Origin of the sequence: Polaribacter sp. WD7, assembly GCF_003335085.1 — a bacterium.
GTDB lineage: Bacteria > Bacteroidota > Bacteroidia > Flavobacteriales > Flavobacteriaceae > Polaribacter.
This window is the reverse complement of the sequence record NZ_QPEJ01000016.1, coordinates 403514-421151: the sequence shown is the minus strand read 5'-3', so window position 1 is coordinate 421151 and position 17638 is coordinate 403514. Positions and strand designations below refer to the sequence as shown.

The window sequence follows — 17638 nt, the reverse complement described above, 5'->3', positions numbered from 1 at the left end:
AAAAGCGAGTAGCAAAAGCTGGAAACAGCTTCTAAAACATCTAATTTACAAAGGCTTCCCATTTTTTAAATTTCTTTTCTTTCATAACACGCTCCATTTTTACTTGACCTCCTTTTTTCTTATTTTGATCACTCCAAGCATGAAATTTTTCTACAGGAATAACCTGAACTTTAACTCCTTTTAAGGCTTTGCTTCTGGCCACTTTATAATTTTTGTTGGCTTTTTTTAGAAAAGTATCTAAGGTTTTTGCGATTTCTGTATTACTCGCTTTCAGTGCTGTACCTAAGTACCAAGAGTGATAAAATTCTCCGTCATCAAAACGTTTTGCACAGATGGTATACTCAGAAATTTTAGTAGCAAATGTTTCTTCTAAATGTTTCATGGCATCATCCATTTTGTTGACAGACAGTTGAGAGCCTACCGTATTTAAAAAGAATTTGGTTCTGCCAGTAATTTTGATTTCTGCTTTTTCTATGTTTGTAAATTTAATGGTATCTCCTATTAAGTACCTCCATGCTCCTGATACCGTGCTAATTATTAAAATATAATCTTTATCTAACTCTACATCTTTTAAGGATATTGAAGGTGCGTTTTTCTTTAAAGAACCGTCTTGTTTGATGTATTTTGGATTCATTGGAACAAATTCAAAATAAATACCGTTTTCGGTATTCAATTGCATAGCGTCTGTTTCTGGTCTTGTTTGGGTAGCAATATACCCCTCTGATGCTAAATAGGTATCTATAACGGTAACAGGTTTGCCTAAAAGTGCCTTAAAACTTTTTTCGTACGGACCAAAAGCAACACCACCAGAAGTGTATACTTTTAAGTTTGGCCAAATTTGGTGAATGTTTTCAACATTGTGGTAGGTAATGACTTCTTGTAGCATGAGTTCTATCCACGCTGGTATTCCGCTTAGTGCACCTATATCCCAGTTTTTTGCATTTTTTGCAATTTGAGATACGCGTTCATCCCAATCATCAATTTTTGCAATATTTTCTCCAGGTTTATAGTAGCCTTTAAACCAAAAAGGGATATTGCTTGCGCTAATTCCGCTAATTTCTCCTTCTAAATGATTGTTGTTTTCTTGTAAATCTGTAGAGCTACCGAGCATCATAATTTCTTTTTCAAAAAAATCTGCAGGTAAATCAAAATTGTTTAAAGAAAGTACCTGTTTAATTCCAGCGCTTTTTATGGCATCAATCATAGCATCTGTTACGGGTATTTTTTTGCTGCTTTTACCTGTGGTTCCTGAACTTAAGGCAAAATAAGAAGGAGCATCTGGCCAAGTGACGTCTTTTTCGCCTTGGTGGAGTTTGTACCACCATTGTTCATTGATTTTATGATAATCAAAGTAAGGCACAGAATCTGCAAAAACTTCTTGTAAATTAGTGCTATTAAGTATAGTTTTAAATTGATGTTTTTTACCAAACTGAGTGTCTTTGGCTGTTTCTAATAAGTTTTTTAATACCTTTTCTTGTGCTTGCGTATGATTTGTTTCAGAAATAAGTGTATCTGTTAAGCTAATTACCCCTTTTATAATGTTTCCTATGATTGCCATTGTGTTGATTTTTTACAAAAATGGTTATTTTACAAGATAACTATTAACGGTAATAGTTTAAAAGTGAATGCATTTGAGAAAAAATTAGTACAGTAAAGTTATTTTCCGTGAGTAGTTCTATATAACTTTTCTATTATACGAGTGTTCTTTAGTTGAAAAATAGATGATTTTCATTTAGAACATTGCTGAAATTTAAATGTATTTAAATTGAAATTAGCTTACGAAGTAAAAGTGTGATTGAGAAACCTCATATACAAACTAAGATTTCTCCATTTCAGTTGAAATGACATCCGTTTTAAACAATAAAAATAGTAATTTACTGATAAACAATGTTTTTTATCCCGGACTCATGTTATTTACGCTTCTTTTGTTGCTTGTTGTAATGCGTTGTTCCTATGAGTGCTATTCCAATAAAAAAAGCAAAGAAATATGCAGAGAAATCACCTCCTTTAATAAAGGATAAAATACCAACAAGAATACTTAAGCCTCCAAGAAACATTAAAAAGTAGTATGTGATTTTTTGGGTCATGTTTAGGATTTTTATTCTACTATACTGTCAATTAAAATGGTTAACAAATCTATGGCTGCTTGAGCTATTTTAGTTCCTGGACCATAAATACCAACAGCACCAGCATCAAATAAATATTGATAGTCTTGGGGAGGAATAACACCGCCTACAATAACCATAATATCATCTCGTTCATATTTTTTTAGTTCAGAAATTACTTGAGGTACCAGCGTTTTGTGTCCTGCAGCTAAAGAAGAGATTCCTAATATATGCGCATCATTTTCCACAGCTTGTTTTGTAGCTTCTTGTGGGGTTTGAAATAGGGGGCCAATATCTACATCAAATCCTAAATCAGCATAACCAGTAGCCACAACTTTTGCACCACGATCATGACCATCTTGACCTAATTTAGCAATCATAATTCTAGGGCGTCTGCCTTCTAATTTTGCAAATTTATCTGCTAGTTTTTTAGCTTTTTCAAAGAGTTTATTGTTTTTTATTTCTTTACTATACACGCCAGAAATGGTTTTAGTTACTGCTTTGTGTCGTCCAAAAACTTCTTCTAAAGCATCAGAAATTTCACCTAAAGTAGCTCTGTTTTTGGCTGCTTTTACAGCTAAATCTAACAAGTTTTCTTTTCCTGATTTTGCAGCATGAGTTAAAGCTACTAAACTTTTTTTAACTTCTTTAGCGTTTCTATTTGCTTTTAATATTGCCAACCGATCTATTTGAGATTTACGAACAGCTTCATTATCTACTTCTAAAATATGTAGCGGATCTTCTTGTTTTAATTGGTATTTGTTTACACCAACAATAACATCTTCTCCGTTGTCAATTTTTGCCTGTTTTTTTGCAGCAGCTTCTTCGATACGTAATTTCGGAATTCCTTTTTCAATAGCTTTTGTCATTCCGCCTAAATCTTCAATTTCTTCAATCAGTTTCCAAGCTTTATTAGCAATATCTTCTGTTAATTGTTCTACATGAAAACTACCAGCCCAAGGGTCTACAGTTTTGGTTATATATGTTTCTTGTTGTAAAAAAATTTGAGTATTTCTTGCAATTCTAGCAGAAAAATCTGTGGGTAGCGCTATAGCCTCATCTAAAGCATTAGTATGTAAGCTTTGTGTACCGCCAAAAACGGCAGCCATTGCTTCAATTGTTGTTCTAGCAATATTGTTAAAAGGATCTTGTGCAGTTAAACTCCAACCACTTGTTTGGCAATGTGTTCTTAATGATAAGGATTTTGGGTTTTTAGGATTGAATTGTTTTACAATTTTTGCCCATAACATTCTTGCTGCTCTTAATTTTGCAATTTCAGAAAAATGACTCATACCAATGGCCCAAAAAAATGACAGTCTTGGAGCAAAAGTATCAATATCCATACCTGCTTCTAACCCTTTTTTAATGTATTCTAAACCATCTGCAAGTGTATATGCTAATTCTATTTCTGGAGTGGCACCAGCTTCTTGCATATGATAGCCAGAAATGGATATGGAGTTGAATTTAGGTATTTTTTTGCTGGTATAATTAAAAATATCAGCAATAATTCTCATAGATGGGGAAGGTGGATAGATGTATGTATTACGAACCATAAATTCCTTTAAAATATCGTTTTGTATGGTTCCAGAAAGTTGTTCTTGAGCAACTCCTTGTTCTTCTGCAGCTACGATATAAAAAGCTAAAATGGGTAAGACTGCTCCGTTCATAGTCATAGAAACAGACATTTTATCTAAAGGAATCTGATTGAATAAAACTTTCATATCTTCTACAGAATCTATAGCTACTCCTGCTTTACCTACATCTCCTTCTACGCGTTGGTGGTCAGAATCATACCCTCTGTGAGTAGCCAAATCAAAGGCTACAGATAAACCTTTTTGTCCTGCTGCTAAATTTTTTCTGTAAAAAAGGTTACTTTCTTCTGCAGTAGAAAAACCTGCGTATTGTCTTATGGTCCAAGGTTTTTTTACATACATTGTAGCATACGGCCCTCTCAAATTTGGAGCAATACCAGCAACAAAACCTTCATGTTTAAATTCTTTTGATTTTGAAGATTTTTGATTTATTAGTCTAATATTTGAAATATCTTTTCTATTCATTATCATTTTTAACCTCCAACTTCATAAGTTTGTATAGCTTGCTACCGATGTTTTTTGATTCTTTTTGTTTTGTTTTGATATTTATGTATAATTTTATTAGGAAAAGAAGGAAAATAACCGAGGCTATAAGTATAATTATTATGACTAACTTAACGCTATTTCCAAAAAAATTGTAAAACCTTTCTTCAAGAAAATAGAGACTAATAGAGGCAAAAAATAAAAAAGCGATTACATATGTAGGTAGTTTCTTTTTGACTACTTGTATTTCTTTTTTTATATTTTTTTGCTTTTTTTGTAGTGTAACAATTTCTTTTTGATTATTCATAAATACTATTTTAGAGGGGATTTGTTTTTTTCATCTAATTCGGAAATTCGGTTACGATTTATTGGAGGAATTAGGGTTTTTATATTTCTTTCTTTTACAAAAGGGTATAATTCAAATTTAGAATGATGTGATTCTTTCTTGTTTTGTAAGTAATTAGTGCCTACCAAAACCAATTCTTTATTCAGAAATTGATTATTTTCTTTTAAAACGTTCTGTTTTATTTTTTCTTGAATTTTCCCAGACTTCAACTGTTTTAAAAAACCACCTGAATTTTCAATCTCTTTAAATATAAAAAGAGCATTTTCTGCAAGCTGATGCGTTATAGATTCAATGTAATAACTACCGTTTGCATAATTTTGTGGTGATTCAAATTGGCATTCTTCTTTTAATATTAGCAATTGATTTCTTGAAATTCTTTCACCAAATTCATTAGACTTTTGAAAAAAAGCATCGTAAGCAACGTTAGCAATTGTATTTGATCCACCAAAAATAGCACTCATACATTCTGATGTAGTTCTTAGCATGTTAACATTATAGTCTTTAAGAGTTTTATTTCTTAGCGTTGGTGTTGTAAAAATATGAGTATTATTATTTAAAGAATATTCTCTTAAAAGAGATTTCCATAATATTCTAAAAGCTCTAATTTTAGAAATTTCAAAGAAATAATTTGTTCCAACAGAAAAGATAAAATGAATTCTTGAAGCCACTTTGCTTCCAAAATAATTCAAATATTCGTTAGCATGAGCTAATGTGTAAGCAAGTTGTTGTGTAATAGAAGCTCCAGAATTTTGATATAAATCTAATGACACAGAAATACTATTTGTAGTGTTGTTTACGATGTTTTCTAAAATGGAAAAATCATTTTTTAAGTTGTAAAACCAGTTACCTGTTTCTGCTAAATTACCAATAATATCTACTTGAAAATAGGCATTTTGAGAATTTATGTGTTTAGAAAGCTCAATGGTAAAATTAGCGTCTAAAAAAGAGAAATTAAAATAGAGTATGGTGTTTTTAAGGTTGATGTTTCTAAGTAAAATAGCGTAGTTAAAAGTAGAATTAGCTTTAAGCTGTATTGAATTTGCTCCTCTGTTTAAAGCATCAATAGCTAATGAATTTGCTATTTTTTCATCATCAACAAATATGCTTTGACATATATTAAAATCTTTTTGAGAGGATTTAGTTGTTAGATTTGTTCTGTCTTCTGATGTATAAAAAGGTTTTACAACAATGCCTTCATTTGTTTTCCAAAGTAAAGTGTCATTGTAATCATCACCTTTTAAATCAAATTGAATTTTCTGTTTCCAAGCTGCAGGTGATATTTTATGAAATTCATCAAATAAGAACTTAGTCATTATTTTTTAAGGTATCAAATTCTATAATATATATATCTTCATTTTCTTTTTTCATTAAATATTTTTCTCTAGCAAATTTTTCTAACTGTAATGAATCTTTTAAGCTTTTAATAATAGCTTTGTCTTCGGCTATTTTTTTCTGATAAAATAAAATTGTATTTTCCAAATCAGTAATTTCATTGTTGAATTTTTTATGTACAACATAAGAATTTTCATCAAAAAAACACATCCAAATTAAAAAGGGTACACCAATTAGTACAAATATATTTGTTGTAATTTTTACAATTTTACTATTTTTTACTTTGTTAAAATTCATCAAGTTACAATCGTTCGTTTATTACTGTTCTGACAATATCAATAGCAACTGTATTGTGTTTGTCATTAGGTATAATTAGATCTGCAAAATTTTTTGTAGGTTCTATAAATTGTAAATGCATTGGTTTTAACGTATTTTGATAACGATTTAAAACTTCATCTATATCTCTACCTCTTTCAGAAATATCTCTTCGAACTCTGCGTATTAAACGTTCATCTGTATCTGCATGGACAAATATTTTTATATCAAACAAGCTTCTAAGTTCCTCATTATTAAAAATAAGAATACCCTCTACAATGACAACTTTTCTAGGTCTAGTTATTAATGTATCTTTAGTTCTGTTATGTGTGACAAAAGAATAAATAGGTTGTTCTATGGTTTTTCCTTTTTTTAAATGTTGTAAATGTTTTACTAATAACTCAAAATCAATTGCTCTTGGATGATCAAAATTTATCTTAGTTCTTTCTTCGTAAGATAGATTGTCAGTAGCTTTATAGTAGGAGTCTTGAGACAAGACGCAGACTTCATCTGTAGGTAAATGTTTAACAATTTGGTTTACTACCGTAGTTTTTCCACTACCAGTACCACCTGCAATTCCGATAATAAGCATGTAATTATGATTCTAATAAATAAACCACTAAAATAATAAAGATTTTATAAATTTTTAGGTTTTAGTGATACTTATACAAGTTCTTTTTTGAACTATTTTTCAAGTATTATAAATTCTATACTTCCGTAAGTAATAGATCGATCTGTTTAGTACTGAAAGGATATCTTTTAAATACTGATGATTAAAGTTTTTTATAAGTGTGTTAATTTTAAAAGAACTTAACTGTTTTATGAATAAGATTCTTTAAGGTTTAATTAAAATTTTGAGAATCTATTACAGAGAAACGATACAAATTTAAATTATCATTAAAAGTCGGGTAGAGAGGATTCGAACCTCCGATCTCTGGTCCCCCAGACCAGCACTTTAACCGGACTAAGCTACTACCCGAAATTAGTGTTGCTAAAATAAAAAAAAGAAAGTCTCAAAATATATATTTTTTGAGACTTTTTTTAAATTGAGCCGATGGAGGGACTCGAACCCACGACCTGCTGATTACAAATCAGCTGCTCTAGCCAGCTGAGCTACATCGGCTATTATTTTTAACGAGCGCAAATAAAATATAAAAATTAATGACCTCCAAGATAAATTTTAAAAAATTTCATAAAAAAAGCTTCAAATAAATTGAAGCTTTAATCAAGAATAAAAAATGTATTAAAACAAAAATTTACTTTTTTGTAATTTCTGTTTACTAGTTTCAGAACGGTTAAATAGTTTATTTGTTGCTTTGTATCGTATTCTTTTTTTTGTATTTGTAGACTATTGTTTTGTTTTTTAGTAACTTATTTAATTCAATCTATGATTGAAAAAGGATCTTTATAGTTAAGAAACAGCTTCTTTATATACTTTTAAACAGCGTTCTCTAGCAAATTTATGGTTTACAATTTCTTTTACATAGTTAAGTTCCTGAAATTCTGGAACCCATTTTTTGATATAATTTAGGTTTTTGTCAAATTTTTTAATTTGAGTTGTAGGATTGAATATTCTAAAGTATGGAGATGCGTCTACGCCAGAACCAGCAATCCATTGCCAATTACCAACATTACTTGCCATTTCATAATCGTGCAATTTTTCTGCAAAATAAGCTTCTCCCCATCTCCAATCTATAAGTAAGTGTTTGCATAAAAAACTACCAACTAACATGCGTACTCTATTGTGCATAAAACCAGTTTTGTTTAATTGGCGCATTCCTGCATCTACTAAAGGGTAACCTGTTTCTCCTTTACACCATGCTTTAAACTCTTCTTCATTATTTCTCCATGCTATTCTGTCATATTTTTCTTTAAAAGCTTTGTTTTGAGTATGTGGGAAATGCCATAAAATTTGCATGAAAAATTCTCTCCAAATTAATTCTTGCCAAAAGATTTCGTTTTTTTCTGCGGTAGCCTTTTTTATCATTTTTCTAACGCTAACTGTTCCAAAACGTAAATGTGGTCCTAATTTAGAGGTGGCATCTTTTGCAGGAAAGTTACGTGTATCTTCATATTCTTGAATTAATGTAGGGGTAACCTTGTATTGTTCAATTTTTATACCTGACCTTGTAAAACCTAAATCGGATAAGGAAAGGTTAGGTAAACGTGTGTTTTTTACAAGGTTTTTTAAATAAGAATTTGTGTAGTAAATGTCTAAATTATAGGTTTTAAATTGCTCTTTCCAAACTTTCATATAAGGAGTGTATACAACATAAGGATCTCCATCTTTTTTAACCACTTCGTTTTTTTCAAAAATTACTTGGTCTTTAAAGGTTTTAAAATTAATGTTCTTTTCTGTTAATAACCCTTTAATTTCTTTGTCTCTTTCCCTTGCATAAGGTTCGTAATCTCTATTGGTAAAAACAGTATCTATGTGGTAATCTTCTATTAAATTTTGATAAATCTGTTTTGGTGTTCCATAAAAAATGGCCAAACTACTATCATTTTCATCTTGCAAGGTTTTTCTCATCTTTTGCAATTCATTAAAAATAAAAGTAACACGTGCATCATCTTTTGGCAATTTATCTAAAATAGCTTCATCAAAAATAAAAATAGGAAGCACAGGGTGCTCACTTTTTAAGGCATTATAGAAACCAATATTGTCATCTAATCTTAAATCTCGTCTAAACCAAAAAATATTAATTGTCTTTTTCATTTTACTTGTATTCTCCAAAAAGGGATATCAGTTTTTTTTGCCTGTAATTAAAAATCTCTTCAAGTTTTGGTTTTACCAAAATAGGGTGTACTATTTGGCCTAAAATGCCCATAGGTATTTTGTAATCTATAATATCTTCCATTTCTACACCACCTTCAATTTTATTAATAAAATGTTTGTGATGCCATAAAGCATACGGTCCGTAACGTTGCTCATCTACAAAATATTCTTTGTCTTTAACATGGGTTATTTCAGTTACCCATTTTGTTTTGATGCCTAGTACAGGTGTAACAATATATTGAATGATTTGACCAGGAAACATAGGTTTATTTGCTCCAGAAAGAATATGAAACCCCATGTATTCGGGTGTAATTGTTTTTAAATTTTTTGGGCTAGATAAAAATTCCCAGGCTTGATCAACAGAGATGGGTAATTTTTGTTTTTTATGTAATGTGTATATTTTCATATTAGTTGTGTACTAGAATATATAGGTTTAAAGAGGTTGCTATACACAACCAAATTATATAGGGCAGCAACAAATAATTATAATTCTTAAAATTAAAAAAGCAATAGCATAAAACTGTTGTTAATAGTGTAATGTTAATTAAGGCTAAGAAAATCAGTTGTTGATTAAAAAATATATAATTCCAACTTACGTTAAGAATAAAAGCTAAACAAAAGACGACACTTATTAATTTACTTCGATTTTTTTCTGAAAATTGTTTTCCTAAATATATAGAAAAACAAATCATAATAAAAGTCCAAGCAGCACCAAATACCCAACCTGGGGGTGTCCAGGGTGCTTTGTTTAGATTTAAATACCAATCAGACTTTGGACCACCATTCATAAAAAAATTACCAATAGCTAAACCCGTAAAATTTATGATAAAAAATAAGAGAGTATATTTAAGTTTTTTCATCAATTGCTTTTGCTTGCAAAGATTCTATCTTTTTTAAAATCAAGTCTGCTTCTAGATATTTTTGATCGCTATCACTTCTATTAATAGATTGTAATTTGTATGCGTCTTCCATTAATTTTTTATAGAGTTCTTGATATTTTTGTAATTGACTTTTTTTCTTAAATAATCCAAACATATATTTCTAATTTAAGTATTTTGTAATTTTTGAACTCGATGGCTTAGTAATGGAAAAATAGTAATCGATTAGTTTACCTTCAGGTGAAATCAAATATTTTTGAAAATTCCACTTTACAGAAGAACTTTTTTTATTGTTAAATTCTCTTTGTGTTAACCACGTATATAGCGGGTGTTGATTAATGCCTTTAACATCTACTTTCTCGGCAATTAAAAAAGATACACCAAAATTTACTTGACAAAATTCTTGAATTTCAGAAGCGTCTCCTGGTTCTTGTTTTCCAAACTGATTGCAAGGAACCCCAATAACTATAAGTTTGTCTTTATATTTTGTATGTAATTCTTCTAATTCTTTGTATTGAGGTGTGAAACCACATTTAGAGGCAACGTTTACAATTAAAATATGTTTTCCTTTAAAATCTGATAATTGTATAGGTGTGTTTTTGAGACTATTAATCTCAATGTCATATATGCTATGTGTCATAAAAATTAGATTTTGAAGCTTACGATTCCGCAGTCAAGTTCAAAAATTTGACCAGAAATAGAGCTTGCTTTCTCTGAGATTAAAAATGTAGCCAAATCAGCTACTTCTTTAGGGTCTAAGAATTTTTTGAGAGGATGACGCTCTTTTATGTTTTCTATTAAGCGCTCATTACGTAGTAATTTTGAGGCTAAATCTGTATCTGTTACTGTTGGAGCTATAGCATTAACTCTAATATTTGGAGCTAATTCTGCGCCTAAAGATTTCGTAAGACCTTCTATGGCAGATTTTGAGGCGGCAACACTAGCATGAAAAGGCATGCCTAACTTAGAAGCGACCGTACTAAAAAGTAATATCGAAGATTGATTACTTTCTTTAAGAATGGGCAAATATTTTTGGACGGCTTTTACAGCACCAATTACGTTTATTTCAAAATCATTTCTAAAATCATTTAGTTTTAAGCGAGATATTGGCTTTAGATTGATGCTTCCAGGACAATAAATTAAATTATCTGCTGCTTCTATTTCAGGAAAATTATCAGTAAGTACATCACAAGTGTAATGTGTAAGATTTGGATGCGTTTTTTGAGGTGAAGTTCTACTAATGTTTATAACTTCATTTTCATCTAAAAGGGAAGTAGAGATTGCGTTTCCAATTCCTTTACTTCCCCCAATAATTATAATTTTTTTCATAAGTGCTTTAAGGTCTTCCTTTCAAGCGCTTTTCAATTTTTTGTTTAACTGCTGTCAAGCGCTTCATTTGATCCATAATTTTAGGATCTTTTTCTAGTTTGTATACTTCGTTAAGCTCTAGTATTAAAGCTTTTACCTCTCTTGAAGCTAAGATTCTATCACTTGTAGTTTTGAAAGAGAATTTTCTATTTTCAAACTCAGTGGCTCTCTCTAATAAATTCATTATGCGTTTCTGGTTTATCTAATTTGGCAATATAGATATAAAAGTTAGAAAAGCAAGAAAAAACTGAATTTATTATGCTGCTGTAAGAGGTTTTCCTTTTAAACGCTTTTCAATTCGCTGTTTAATTGCAGTCAAACGTTTCATAATATCCATTATTTTTTGATCTTTATTTTTTTTGTAAATCTCATTTAGACTTAAAATTAGAGACTTGGCTTCTCTAGAAGCCAAAATACGATCGCTAGTTGTTGGAAATCTCATTTTTCTTTTTTCAAACTCTAGTGCTTTGTTGATTAAATCCATGACTTAGTAATTTAAAGTGTTTTGTAATTCAGTAATTTTTTCTTGATTAGTAAATTTACCTCCAAAGTATGATGTTACTGTGGATGAAGTATCATCTTTAATACCTCTAGATGATACACATAGATGTTTAGCGTCTATAATAACCGCCACATCTTCAGTGTCTAAAATCGTTTTTAGCTCTTCAGCTATTTGATTGGTAAGCCTTTCTTGTACTTGAGGTCTTTTAGCATAATATTGTACAATTCTATTAAGTTTAGATAGCCCAATTACTTTGCCAGAAGAAATATAAGCTACATGTGCTTTACCTATAATAGGAACAAAGTGATGTTCGCAATTAGAGTAAAAAGTTATATTTTTTTCTACCAACATTTGGTTGTATTGGTATTTATTATCAAAAAGAGCGGGTTTGGGTTTGTTGGTAGGGTTTAGACCAGAAAAGATTTCATCTATGTACATTTTTGCAACTCTTTTTGGTGTTCCTTTTAAAGAATCATCAGTAAGATCTAGCCCCATGACGTCCATAATTTCAGCAAACAACTTTGAGATTTTATCTTTTTTGTCTTCATCAGAAAGTATAAAAGCATCTTTTTTCATCGGAGTTTCTACGCCTGTATACAAGTGGTCATCTCCAACTTCTTCAACGGTAAAACCGTTTAGTTTTTCTGATACTTTTTTCTCCTTTATTATTACGTCTGTAATCATCGGTTGTCTTTTTATTGTGCTGTCTTCAAGTACCCTAAACTTAAAAGCAAAGCACTATTAGTTAATTATCGTTTTGCTATAGAGTTATTAGAAATTGTTTTTTGTCTAGTACATTTAAATCTACCTTTTTCAAATGTTCTTAATTTTTGATGTTTTGTTTTTCTTCCTTGTACTCTTTTTCTCCACATTCTAAAACTCGATGGTTTCATCTCTTTTCTCATGAGATTGATAACTTCTTGTTCCTTTAAGCCAAATTGCAGCTCTATGGCTTCAAAAGTTGTTCTATCTTCCCAAGCCATTTCTATAATTCTATCTGTTGCTACAGCGTCTAGTTTCATATAAAATAACATTAATGAGTAAAATCAAAATCAAATTGTTTATCAAACTCTATCTTAAGGTCTATCAATTTGGCTATAAATTTTTTATTTTCTTTTAACAGTTTATTATTCTTAAAACGCACAAAATTACCCTGAGCATGAATGCTAAATCCGCTTGTTTTATATGTGTGTAATTGGTAGAATGGAATAGCCCAACTAAATGTTTTTAGGCCTTTATTTATGTGAACTAAGATACCCTTAGGTCTTAACTCTATATTTCCATAATTAATATCTGAAACTGTATTCATGTATTTTTTAAAACCATTACCAACCTCATCAATAATCATTCTTTTAGAACCAGTACCTCCTAGTTTTATAGATCTTAAAAAAGGTGTTTTTCTACCCAGTAAGTCTTCAAAAATAGCATCAGCTTCTTTATTGTTGTGTGTTGTATTGTAAATCATAATCTATTCAAATATAATAATGTTTAACTTATTTTATTTAATGTTAAACAAAAATTAACATAACATTATAATTTACTAAAATGATGATGCTTAGTCGTTTTTAAGCATTCTGTTTCTGTCAGAAAGGGTGTGCTTTTTTAAGATTCTTAGGTTTTCTTCTAAGACAGTGGAATTTTTTTTTAAGTTCCAAAGAATGTCGCTTGCTTTTTTTCGTGCAGATTGTAATTCTATGATTGGATATGGATAGTCTTCACCCAATTTAAAATTATTAAACTGCTGATCTAAAGGCGTCATTAAATAAGGTTCATGTATAAAGGCTAAGGGTAAGTTTGCTAGTTCTGGTACCCATTTTTTTATAAAAGTAGCGTCTGCATCATGTTCTGTGCTATTTTTGATAGGATTGTATATTCTAAGATTGTTTATACCTGTTTCTCCTGCTTGCATTTGCAGTTGAGGAAAATGAATGCCTGGTTCAAAGTCTAAAAAAAGCTTAGACAAATATTGTGAAGATGCCTGCCAAGGCTGCCATAGAATGTGCGTAAAAAAAGAAACCAAAAGAGATCGCATTCTAAAGTTTAGAAATCCTGTTTCAATTAAACAACGCATACTGGCATCTACTAATGGAAAACCAGTTTTACCTTCTTGCCACGATTTTTGGTACTTTATAGAAATACTTTTTTTTAATTTATGATATCCTTTATTTACACTAGCGTTTTCCATGGTATGTTCCATTTCAAATTTTTGGATAAAATGTGCTTGCCAACGTAATCGAGATATAAAAGCTCCTAAATGTCTTTTGTTATTTTCGTTTTGATAGGATAATGCTTTTTGAAATATTTGCCTTATAGATACATTTCCCCATGCTATATATGGAGAGAGTCTACTGGTACTTTCTCTAGATAGTTCTGGTTTAGAAATATGAAACATGTATTGTTTGTGTCTCTCTTCAAAGAAACTCATAGCATATTTCCAAGCTGTTTTTGTTCCACCAAACTGAAATTTTGTTTGTTTTTCTGTAGCTAAATTAGGGGTGGTAAAATTTTTTTCTAACGTCTCTATAGTTTTTATATCTACAAAATTGGCATTTGAATAACTAATTTGAATTTGCGGAGCATACATGTAATCATCCCATTTTTCAAACCAATCTTCTCTATTCAATAAACCTCTTAATACACCATTATTGTTGTTTTCAATCCAATTGATGTTGTTATTTCTGCAATACCTTGCAAAATCTTTATCTCTATTGTATGTAATAAGTAAGCCTGTTTCTTGATGAGAAAAAACAGTATCTATAGTATAAAAGTTCAACAACTGATTAAAGGCAGTAATGACCTCTGTTTGTACGCAAATAATTTTAGTATTGTGTTGCTTTAAATCCTTATTTATATCTGCAATAGACTGCTTTATAAAGTTCCAGTGACGTATATCGTAATGAGGGTCATTAATTAAAGAGTTTTCAAAAACGTATAAAAACAAGGTTTTTTTACCTGTGTTTAAGGCATTAAAAATAGCTTCGTTATCTTGTAACCGAAGATCTCTCTTAAACCATACTATATTTATTTCTTCTTTATCAGCCATTATCTAATGCGTTTAAAAAAAGTGTAGCATTATTAAAATGCATTTCTTTTTTTTCTTGTTTCATTTTATCAAAAGTTCTTATAAGCATGCCCAATCTAGGGTTGCTTAAAAAGAAGTTTCTATGCTTGTCCATAAAGGTCCAAAACAAACCATCCCACGTGTCTTGCCAAGTTCCTTTTTTGTAATTACTCATTTTCATAATATAATTACTGCTGCTTATATAGGGTTTTGTAGACATCAAACCTCCATCGGCAAACAAACTCATCCCATACACGTTGGGCACCATTACCCAATCGTAAGCATCAATAAATAGTTCCATAAACCATTTATAGACCTCGTCTGGATCAAATTCACACAAGACCATGAAGTTTCCTAAAATCATCAATCTTTCTATGTGATGGGCATATGCTGTTTTATTTACTTTTTTGATGACATCATCTATGGGTTGTATTCCTGTTGTACCATCATAAAAAGAAGCAGGAATTTTTCTAGAGAAATTCCAAAAATTCTTAGTTCTTTCTTCGGTCCCTTTTGCCTCGTACACTCCTCTTATAAATTCCCTCCAACCTAATATTTGTCTTGTAAAGCCTTCTGTAGAATTAATTGGGACATTATTTTTAGTAGCATAATATATGGCTCTATGAATAACATCTAAAGGGTCTAATAAACCTACGTTAATTAATGGAGAAAGTAAGCTGTGGTTTAAAAAGTGCTCTTCTTTAACAATAGAATCTTCATAAACACCAAACTCATGAAATCGGATTTCAAAAAATTGAGTTAACCAATTTTCTGCAGATTGGAAATTTATAGGGTACTGTACAAAATTACTTAAACTACCATAGTTTTCTTTAAAATGGGTGTTGATGTAATGGTTAGCCTCTTTATGATAGCTTGATGCTTCAGGAAACTGAATGCTAGGAGGGATTTTTCCTTTCGGATATTTTTTTCTATTCTCCCCATCAAATGTCCACTTGCCACCTGTCGGGTTTTTACCATCCATAAGAATATCTCTGTTTTTTCTTTCACTTTTATAAAACGAGGTTTGAAAAAACTTTTTTTTGGAAGGTTTAAAAAAAGAGGATAAATCTTCTTTTGTATTGATAAATAAAGGATTGCTATACCAAATAATTTCTAAATTTCCTTTAGATGCCACAATGTGTTTTTCTAGCCAATTATCTGTGGGATTAATGATATGAATTTTTGTAAAACCATCATTTTCTAACTTAGGTAATAGCAGTCTAATATCGCTGTTTTCATCAATGGCATCAATGTAAACTACTTTTTTGTTAAGTTCTAATAAGAAAGCTTCATAGGCTTTCATGCTTGCTCTATGAAAAGCAATTTTTTGTTTATGGAATTTATATTGATTGAAAAACAAATATTCTTCTACCAAATAAATCGTATCAACAGTTTGTAAAACATCGGTTTTTTTAAAAAGTTGATGTGGAAAAATAATTTGTACCTTGTTCTCTTTCATCTAAAACAATGTTTTTTGAAGCCATAAATTTCTGAATGAATGATTATTGTCATAACGATCTGCTTGTAACTTTACGTTAAATTTTCGATCTCTAGGATCATTGCCAACACCAGCTACATACATCCAGTTTCCATAGTTGCTGTGCACATCATAATCTATTAACATCGATTCAAAATATGCAGCACCTATCCTCCAATCTTGTAATAGTTCTTTTGCAAAATAAGAGGCCACATTTTGTCTACCGCGGTTACTCATCCAGCCAGTTTCTTTAAGTTCTATCATGTTGGCATTTACAAAATTATCATCAGTTTCTCCATCAATCCATTTTTGAATGGTGTTCTGGTTATTTTTCCATTCATAATCTCTATCAAGAATACCTCCAATCTTAAATATTTTAGCATCGTATTTTAAAGAAATATACTTAAAGTAATCTCTCCAAATCAATTCAAAAATCACCCAATATGTAGATTGATTTTTGCCGTGTTGTTCTTCAAAGTTCTTTAGGTTCCAATAAATAGTTTTTGGTGAAATTGATCCGTTTGCCAACCATGATGAGAATTTTGTAGAATAATCTATACCTACTAAACCATTTCTTGTTTTTTTATAAAAACTTACCTTTTTAGTTTCAAAGAAATAATAATGTAATCTCTTTAAAGCAGTATCTTCACCACCTTTAAAAGGAAAAGCTGTTTTTGGAGAGGCTTCAAAAGTGGAGTACCCTAAATCTTCTATTGTAGGTATTTTAGTTGAAACAGAGAGCAAATTATCTAGAGGCATTAAAGTAGGTTTTACCTCAGGTAATACCGAAACGTATTTTTCTATTTTTTTTCTAAAAACGGTAAAAACGTCCGGAATTTTAGAAAAATTAGAAGTCACGTGTTCAGGATGATATAAAAACTGATCAAAATCTTCAATAATTTTTATGGATTCTACAAGAGATTTTTGAATACCTCTATTGCTTAAAAGTTCTTCAGGAGTCCATTCCTTTTGTGTATAAATGGTATTAATGGAAAATTCCGAACAAAGTTGAGATATTCTTTCTTCGGGACTTTCAAAGTAGGTAAGTAAAGTAATATTTAATTTAGCTAAATTTTCTTCTAGATTTTTAATAGATTCTAACAGAAATTGCGCTCTAAATTTTTCGGTTTTTCTAAATCCAAATCTGTCCTTATTAAAAAATTTTGGATCAAAGAAAAACACAGCAATTACGTTATCATGATTTTCGGTAGCTTTAGTTAGTGAGTTATTATCGTTAACTCTTAAGTTATTTCTAAACCATACTAATGCGGTATTGTTCTGTTTTTGCTGCATTTTTTACTACAATATTTTACATGTTCCCAGTTTTTCTCCCATTTTTTTCTCCAAGAAAAAGGTCTTTTGCAGACCGGGCAAATCTTTGTAGGAAGATGTTCTTTTCTCAA

22 protein-coding genes and 2 tRNA genes are annotated in these 17638 nt (G+C 30.4%); all 24 read right to left on the bottom strand.

The features are described from left to right. Window positions 1-40 precede the first annotated feature (40 nt). Window positions 41-1558, bottom strand: a complete 1518-nt coding sequence (locus DUT90_RS06070; RefSeq protein WP_114426267.1) for a GH3 auxin-responsive promoter family protein — start codon at window positions 1556-1558, stop codon at window positions 41-43. A gap of 352 nt (window positions 1559-1910) precedes the next feature. Beyond that, window positions 1911-2087 (bottom strand): hypothetical protein, encoded by a 177-nt coding sequence (locus DUT90_RS13340; protein WP_181858152.1) that lies wholly within the window; start codon window positions 2085-2087, stop codon window positions 1911-1913. A gap of 11 nt (window positions 2088-2098) precedes the next feature. Then, entirely contained in the window at window positions 2099-4162 is a 2064-nt protein-coding gene (scpA, locus tag DUT90_RS06065; protein ID WP_114426266.1) for a methylmalonyl-CoA mutase, read from the bottom strand. Then, entirely contained in the window at window positions 4155-4487 is a 333-nt protein-coding gene (locus tag DUT90_RS06060; protein ID WP_114426265.1) for a hypothetical protein, read from the bottom strand. The genes scpA and DUT90_RS06060 overlap by 8 nt, the downstream gene beginning before the upstream one ends. 5 nt (window positions 4488-4492) lie before the next feature. Continuing rightward, entirely contained in the window at window positions 4493-5839 is a 1347-nt protein-coding gene (locus DUT90_RS06055; RefSeq protein WP_114426264.1) for a methylmalonyl-CoA mutase subunit beta, read from the bottom strand. After that, entirely contained in the window at window positions 5832-6155 is a 324-nt protein-coding gene (locus DUT90_RS06050) for a septum formation initiator family protein (RefSeq protein WP_181858151.1), read from the bottom strand. The genes DUT90_RS06055 and DUT90_RS06050 overlap by 8 nt, the downstream gene beginning before the upstream one ends. Before the next feature lie 4 nt (window positions 6156-6159). Next, window positions 6160-6765 (bottom strand): uridine kinase, encoded by a 606-nt coding sequence (gene udk / locus DUT90_RS06045; protein ID WP_114426263.1) that lies wholly within the window; start codon window positions 6763-6765, stop codon window positions 6160-6162. Window positions 6766-7077: 312 nt separating this feature from the next. Next, window positions 7078-7152 (bottom strand) — tRNA-Pro (locus DUT90_RS06040). A 70-nt stretch (window positions 7153-7222) separates the two neighbouring features. Continuing rightward, window positions 7223-7296: transfer RNA gene (locus DUT90_RS06035), tRNA-Thr, on the bottom strand. Between the two features lie 288 nt (window positions 7297-7584). Beyond that, window positions 7585-8889, bottom strand: a complete 1305-nt coding sequence (locus DUT90_RS06030; protein WP_114426262.1) for a deoxyribodipyrimidine photo-lyase — start codon at window positions 8887-8889, stop codon at window positions 7585-7587. Between the two features lies 1 nt (window position 8890). Continuing rightward, entirely contained in the window at window positions 8891-9355 is a 465-nt protein-coding gene (locus DUT90_RS06025) for an SRPBCC family protein (RefSeq protein WP_114426261.1), read from the bottom strand. Between the two features lies 1 nt (window position 9356). Further along, window positions 9357-9809, bottom strand: coding sequence for a TspO/MBR family protein (locus DUT90_RS06020; protein WP_114426260.1), 453 nt, complete (start codon window positions 9807-9809; stop codon window positions 9357-9359). Then, a complete protein-coding gene (locus DUT90_RS06015) occupies window positions 9796-9984 on the bottom strand; it encodes a Lacal_2735 family protein (protein ID WP_114426259.1) in 189 nt (62 codons plus the stop codon). The genes DUT90_RS06020 and DUT90_RS06015 overlap by 14 nt, the downstream gene beginning before the upstream one ends. Before the next feature lie 6 nt (window positions 9985-9990). Beyond that, window positions 9991-10467, bottom strand: a complete 477-nt coding sequence (locus DUT90_RS06010) for a glutathione peroxidase (RefSeq protein ID WP_181858150.1) — start codon at window positions 10465-10467, stop codon at window positions 9991-9993. Between the two features lie 5 nt (window positions 10468-10472). Then, window positions 10473-11156 carry an SDR family NAD(P)-dependent oxidoreductase gene (locus DUT90_RS06005; protein WP_114426257.1) on the bottom strand — a complete coding sequence of 228 codons (684 nt, stop codon included), beginning with the start codon at window positions 11154-11156 and terminating at the stop codon, window positions 10473-10475. Between the two features lie 7 nt (window positions 11157-11163). Further along, window positions 11164-11379 (bottom strand): hypothetical protein, encoded by a 216-nt coding sequence (locus tag DUT90_RS06000; RefSeq protein WP_114426256.1) that lies wholly within the window; start codon window positions 11377-11379, stop codon window positions 11164-11166. A gap of 72 nt (window positions 11380-11451) precedes the next feature. After that, entirely contained in the window at window positions 11452-11679 is a 228-nt protein-coding gene (locus DUT90_RS05995; RefSeq protein ID WP_114426255.1) for a hypothetical protein, read from the bottom strand. A gap of 3 nt (window positions 11680-11682) precedes the next feature. Then, window positions 11683-12381: a GTP cyclohydrolase I FolE gene (gene folE / locus DUT90_RS05990; protein WP_114426254.1), complete on the bottom strand. Its 699-nt coding sequence runs from the start codon at window positions 12379-12381 to the stop codon at window positions 11683-11685. A 65-nt stretch (window positions 12382-12446) separates the two neighbouring features. Next, window positions 12447-12719: a TIGR03643 family protein gene (locus tag DUT90_RS05985; protein ID WP_114426336.1), complete on the bottom strand. Its 273-nt coding sequence runs from the start codon at window positions 12717-12719 to the stop codon at window positions 12447-12449. An 11-nt stretch (window positions 12720-12730) separates the two neighbouring features. Beyond that, complete coding sequence (locus tag DUT90_RS05980) at window positions 12731-13162, bottom strand: hypothetical protein (RefSeq protein WP_114426253.1); 432 nt, start codon at window positions 13160-13162, stop codon at window positions 12731-12733. Window positions 13163-13252: 90 nt separating this feature from the next. Next, window positions 13253-14740 (bottom strand): cryptochrome/deoxyribodipyrimidine photo-lyase family protein, encoded by a 1488-nt coding sequence (locus DUT90_RS05975; protein WP_181858149.1) that lies wholly within the window; start codon window positions 14738-14740, stop codon window positions 13253-13255. Continuing rightward, window positions 14733-16217 (bottom strand): cryptochrome/photolyase family protein, encoded by a 1485-nt coding sequence (locus DUT90_RS05970; protein ID WP_114426251.1) that lies wholly within the window; start codon window positions 16215-16217, stop codon window positions 14733-14735. The genes DUT90_RS05975 and DUT90_RS05970 overlap by 8 nt, the downstream gene beginning before the upstream one ends. After that, the gene (locus DUT90_RS05965; RefSeq protein WP_114426250.1) at window positions 16218-17528 is read right to left on the bottom strand and encodes a DASH family cryptochrome; all 1311 of its coding nucleotides are present in this window, start codon (window positions 17526-17528) and stop codon (window positions 16218-16220) included. It lies immediately after the preceding gene. Next, entirely contained in the window at window positions 17498-17638 is a 141-nt protein-coding gene (locus tag DUT90_RS05960) for a DUF2256 domain-containing protein (RefSeq protein ID WP_114426249.1), read from the bottom strand. Before DUT90_RS05960 ends, DUT90_RS05965 begins: the two co-directional genes overlap by 31 nt.

Excerpts from the sequence above, each read along its gene's own strand:
- udk (WP_114426263.1), bottom strand. The coding sequence starts at position 6,765 with ATGCTTATTATCGGAATTGCAGGTGGTACTGGTAGTGGAAAAACTACG.
- DUT90_RS06030 (WP_114426262.1), bottom strand. The coding sequence starts at position 8,889 with ATGAAAAAGACAATTAATATTTTTTGGTTTAGACGAGATTTAAGATTA.
- DUT90_RS06055 (WP_114426264.1), bottom strand. The coding sequence starts at position 5,839 with ATGACTAAGTTCTTATTTGATGAATTTCATAAAATATCACCTGCAGCT.
- DUT90_RS05965 (WP_114426250.1), bottom strand. The coding sequence starts at position 17,528 with ATGCAGCAAAAACAGAACAATACCGCATTAGTATGGTTTAGAAATAAC.
- DUT90_RS05975 (WP_181858149.1), bottom strand. The coding sequence starts at position 14,740 with ATGGCTGATAAAGAAGAAATAAATATAGTATGGTTTAAGAGAGATCTT.
- DUT90_RS06000 (WP_114426256.1), bottom strand. The coding sequence starts at position 11,379 with ATGAATTTATTAGAGAGAGCCACTGAGTTTGAAAATAGAAAATTCTCT.
- DUT90_RS05995 (WP_114426255.1), bottom strand. The coding sequence starts at position 11,679 with ATGGATTTAATCAACAAAGCACTAGAGTTTGAAAAAAGAAAAATGAGA.
- DUT90_RS06050 (WP_181858151.1), bottom strand. The coding sequence starts at position 6,155 with ATGAATTTTAACAAAGTAAAAAATAGTAAAATTGTAAAAATTACAACA.
- DUT90_RS06025 (WP_114426261.1), bottom strand. The coding sequence starts at position 9,355 with ATGAAAATATACACATTACATAAAAAACAAAAATTACCCATCTCTGTT.
- DUT90_RS06070 (WP_114426267.1), bottom strand. The coding sequence starts at position 1,558 with ATGGCAATCATAGGAAACATTATAAAAGGGGTAATTAGCTTAACAGAT.
- DUT90_RS05970 (WP_114426251.1), bottom strand. The coding sequence starts at position 16,217 with ATGAAAGAGAACAAGGTACAAATTATTTTTCCACATCAACTTTTTAAA.
- DUT90_RS05985 (WP_114426336.1), bottom strand. The coding sequence starts at position 12,719 with ATGAAACTAGACGCTGTAGCAACAGATAGAATTATAGAAATGGCTTGG.
- DUT90_RS06020 (WP_114426260.1), bottom strand. The coding sequence starts at position 9,809 with ATGAAAAAACTTAAATATACTCTCTTATTTTTTATCATAAATTTTACG.
- DUT90_RS06005 (WP_114426257.1), bottom strand. The coding sequence starts at position 11,156 with ATGAAAAAAATTATAATTATTGGGGGAAGTAAAGGAATTGGAAACGCA.
- DUT90_RS06015 (WP_114426259.1), bottom strand. The coding sequence starts at position 9,984 with ATGTTTGGATTATTTAAGAAAAAAAGTCAATTACAAAAATATCAAGAA.
- DUT90_RS13340 (WP_181858152.1), bottom strand. The coding sequence starts at position 2,087 with ATGACCCAAAAAATCACATACTACTTTTTAATGTTTCTTGGAGGCTTA.
- folE (WP_114426254.1), bottom strand. The coding sequence starts at position 12,381 with ATGATTACAGACGTAATAATAAAGGAGAAAAAAGTATCAGAAAAACTA.
- DUT90_RS06010 (WP_181858150.1), bottom strand. The coding sequence starts at position 10,467 with ATGACACATAGCATATATGACATTGAGATTAATAGTCTCAAAAACACA.
- scpA (WP_114426266.1), bottom strand. The coding sequence starts at position 4,162 with ATGAATAGAAAAGATATTTCAAATATTAGACTAATAAATCAAAAATCT.
- DUT90_RS06060 (WP_114426265.1), bottom strand. The coding sequence starts at position 4,487 with ATGAATAATCAAAAAGAAATTGTTACACTACAAAAAAAGCAAAAAAAT.
- DUT90_RS05980 (WP_114426253.1), bottom strand. The coding sequence starts at position 13,162 with ATGATTTACAATACAACACACAACAATAAAGAAGCTGATGCTATTTTT.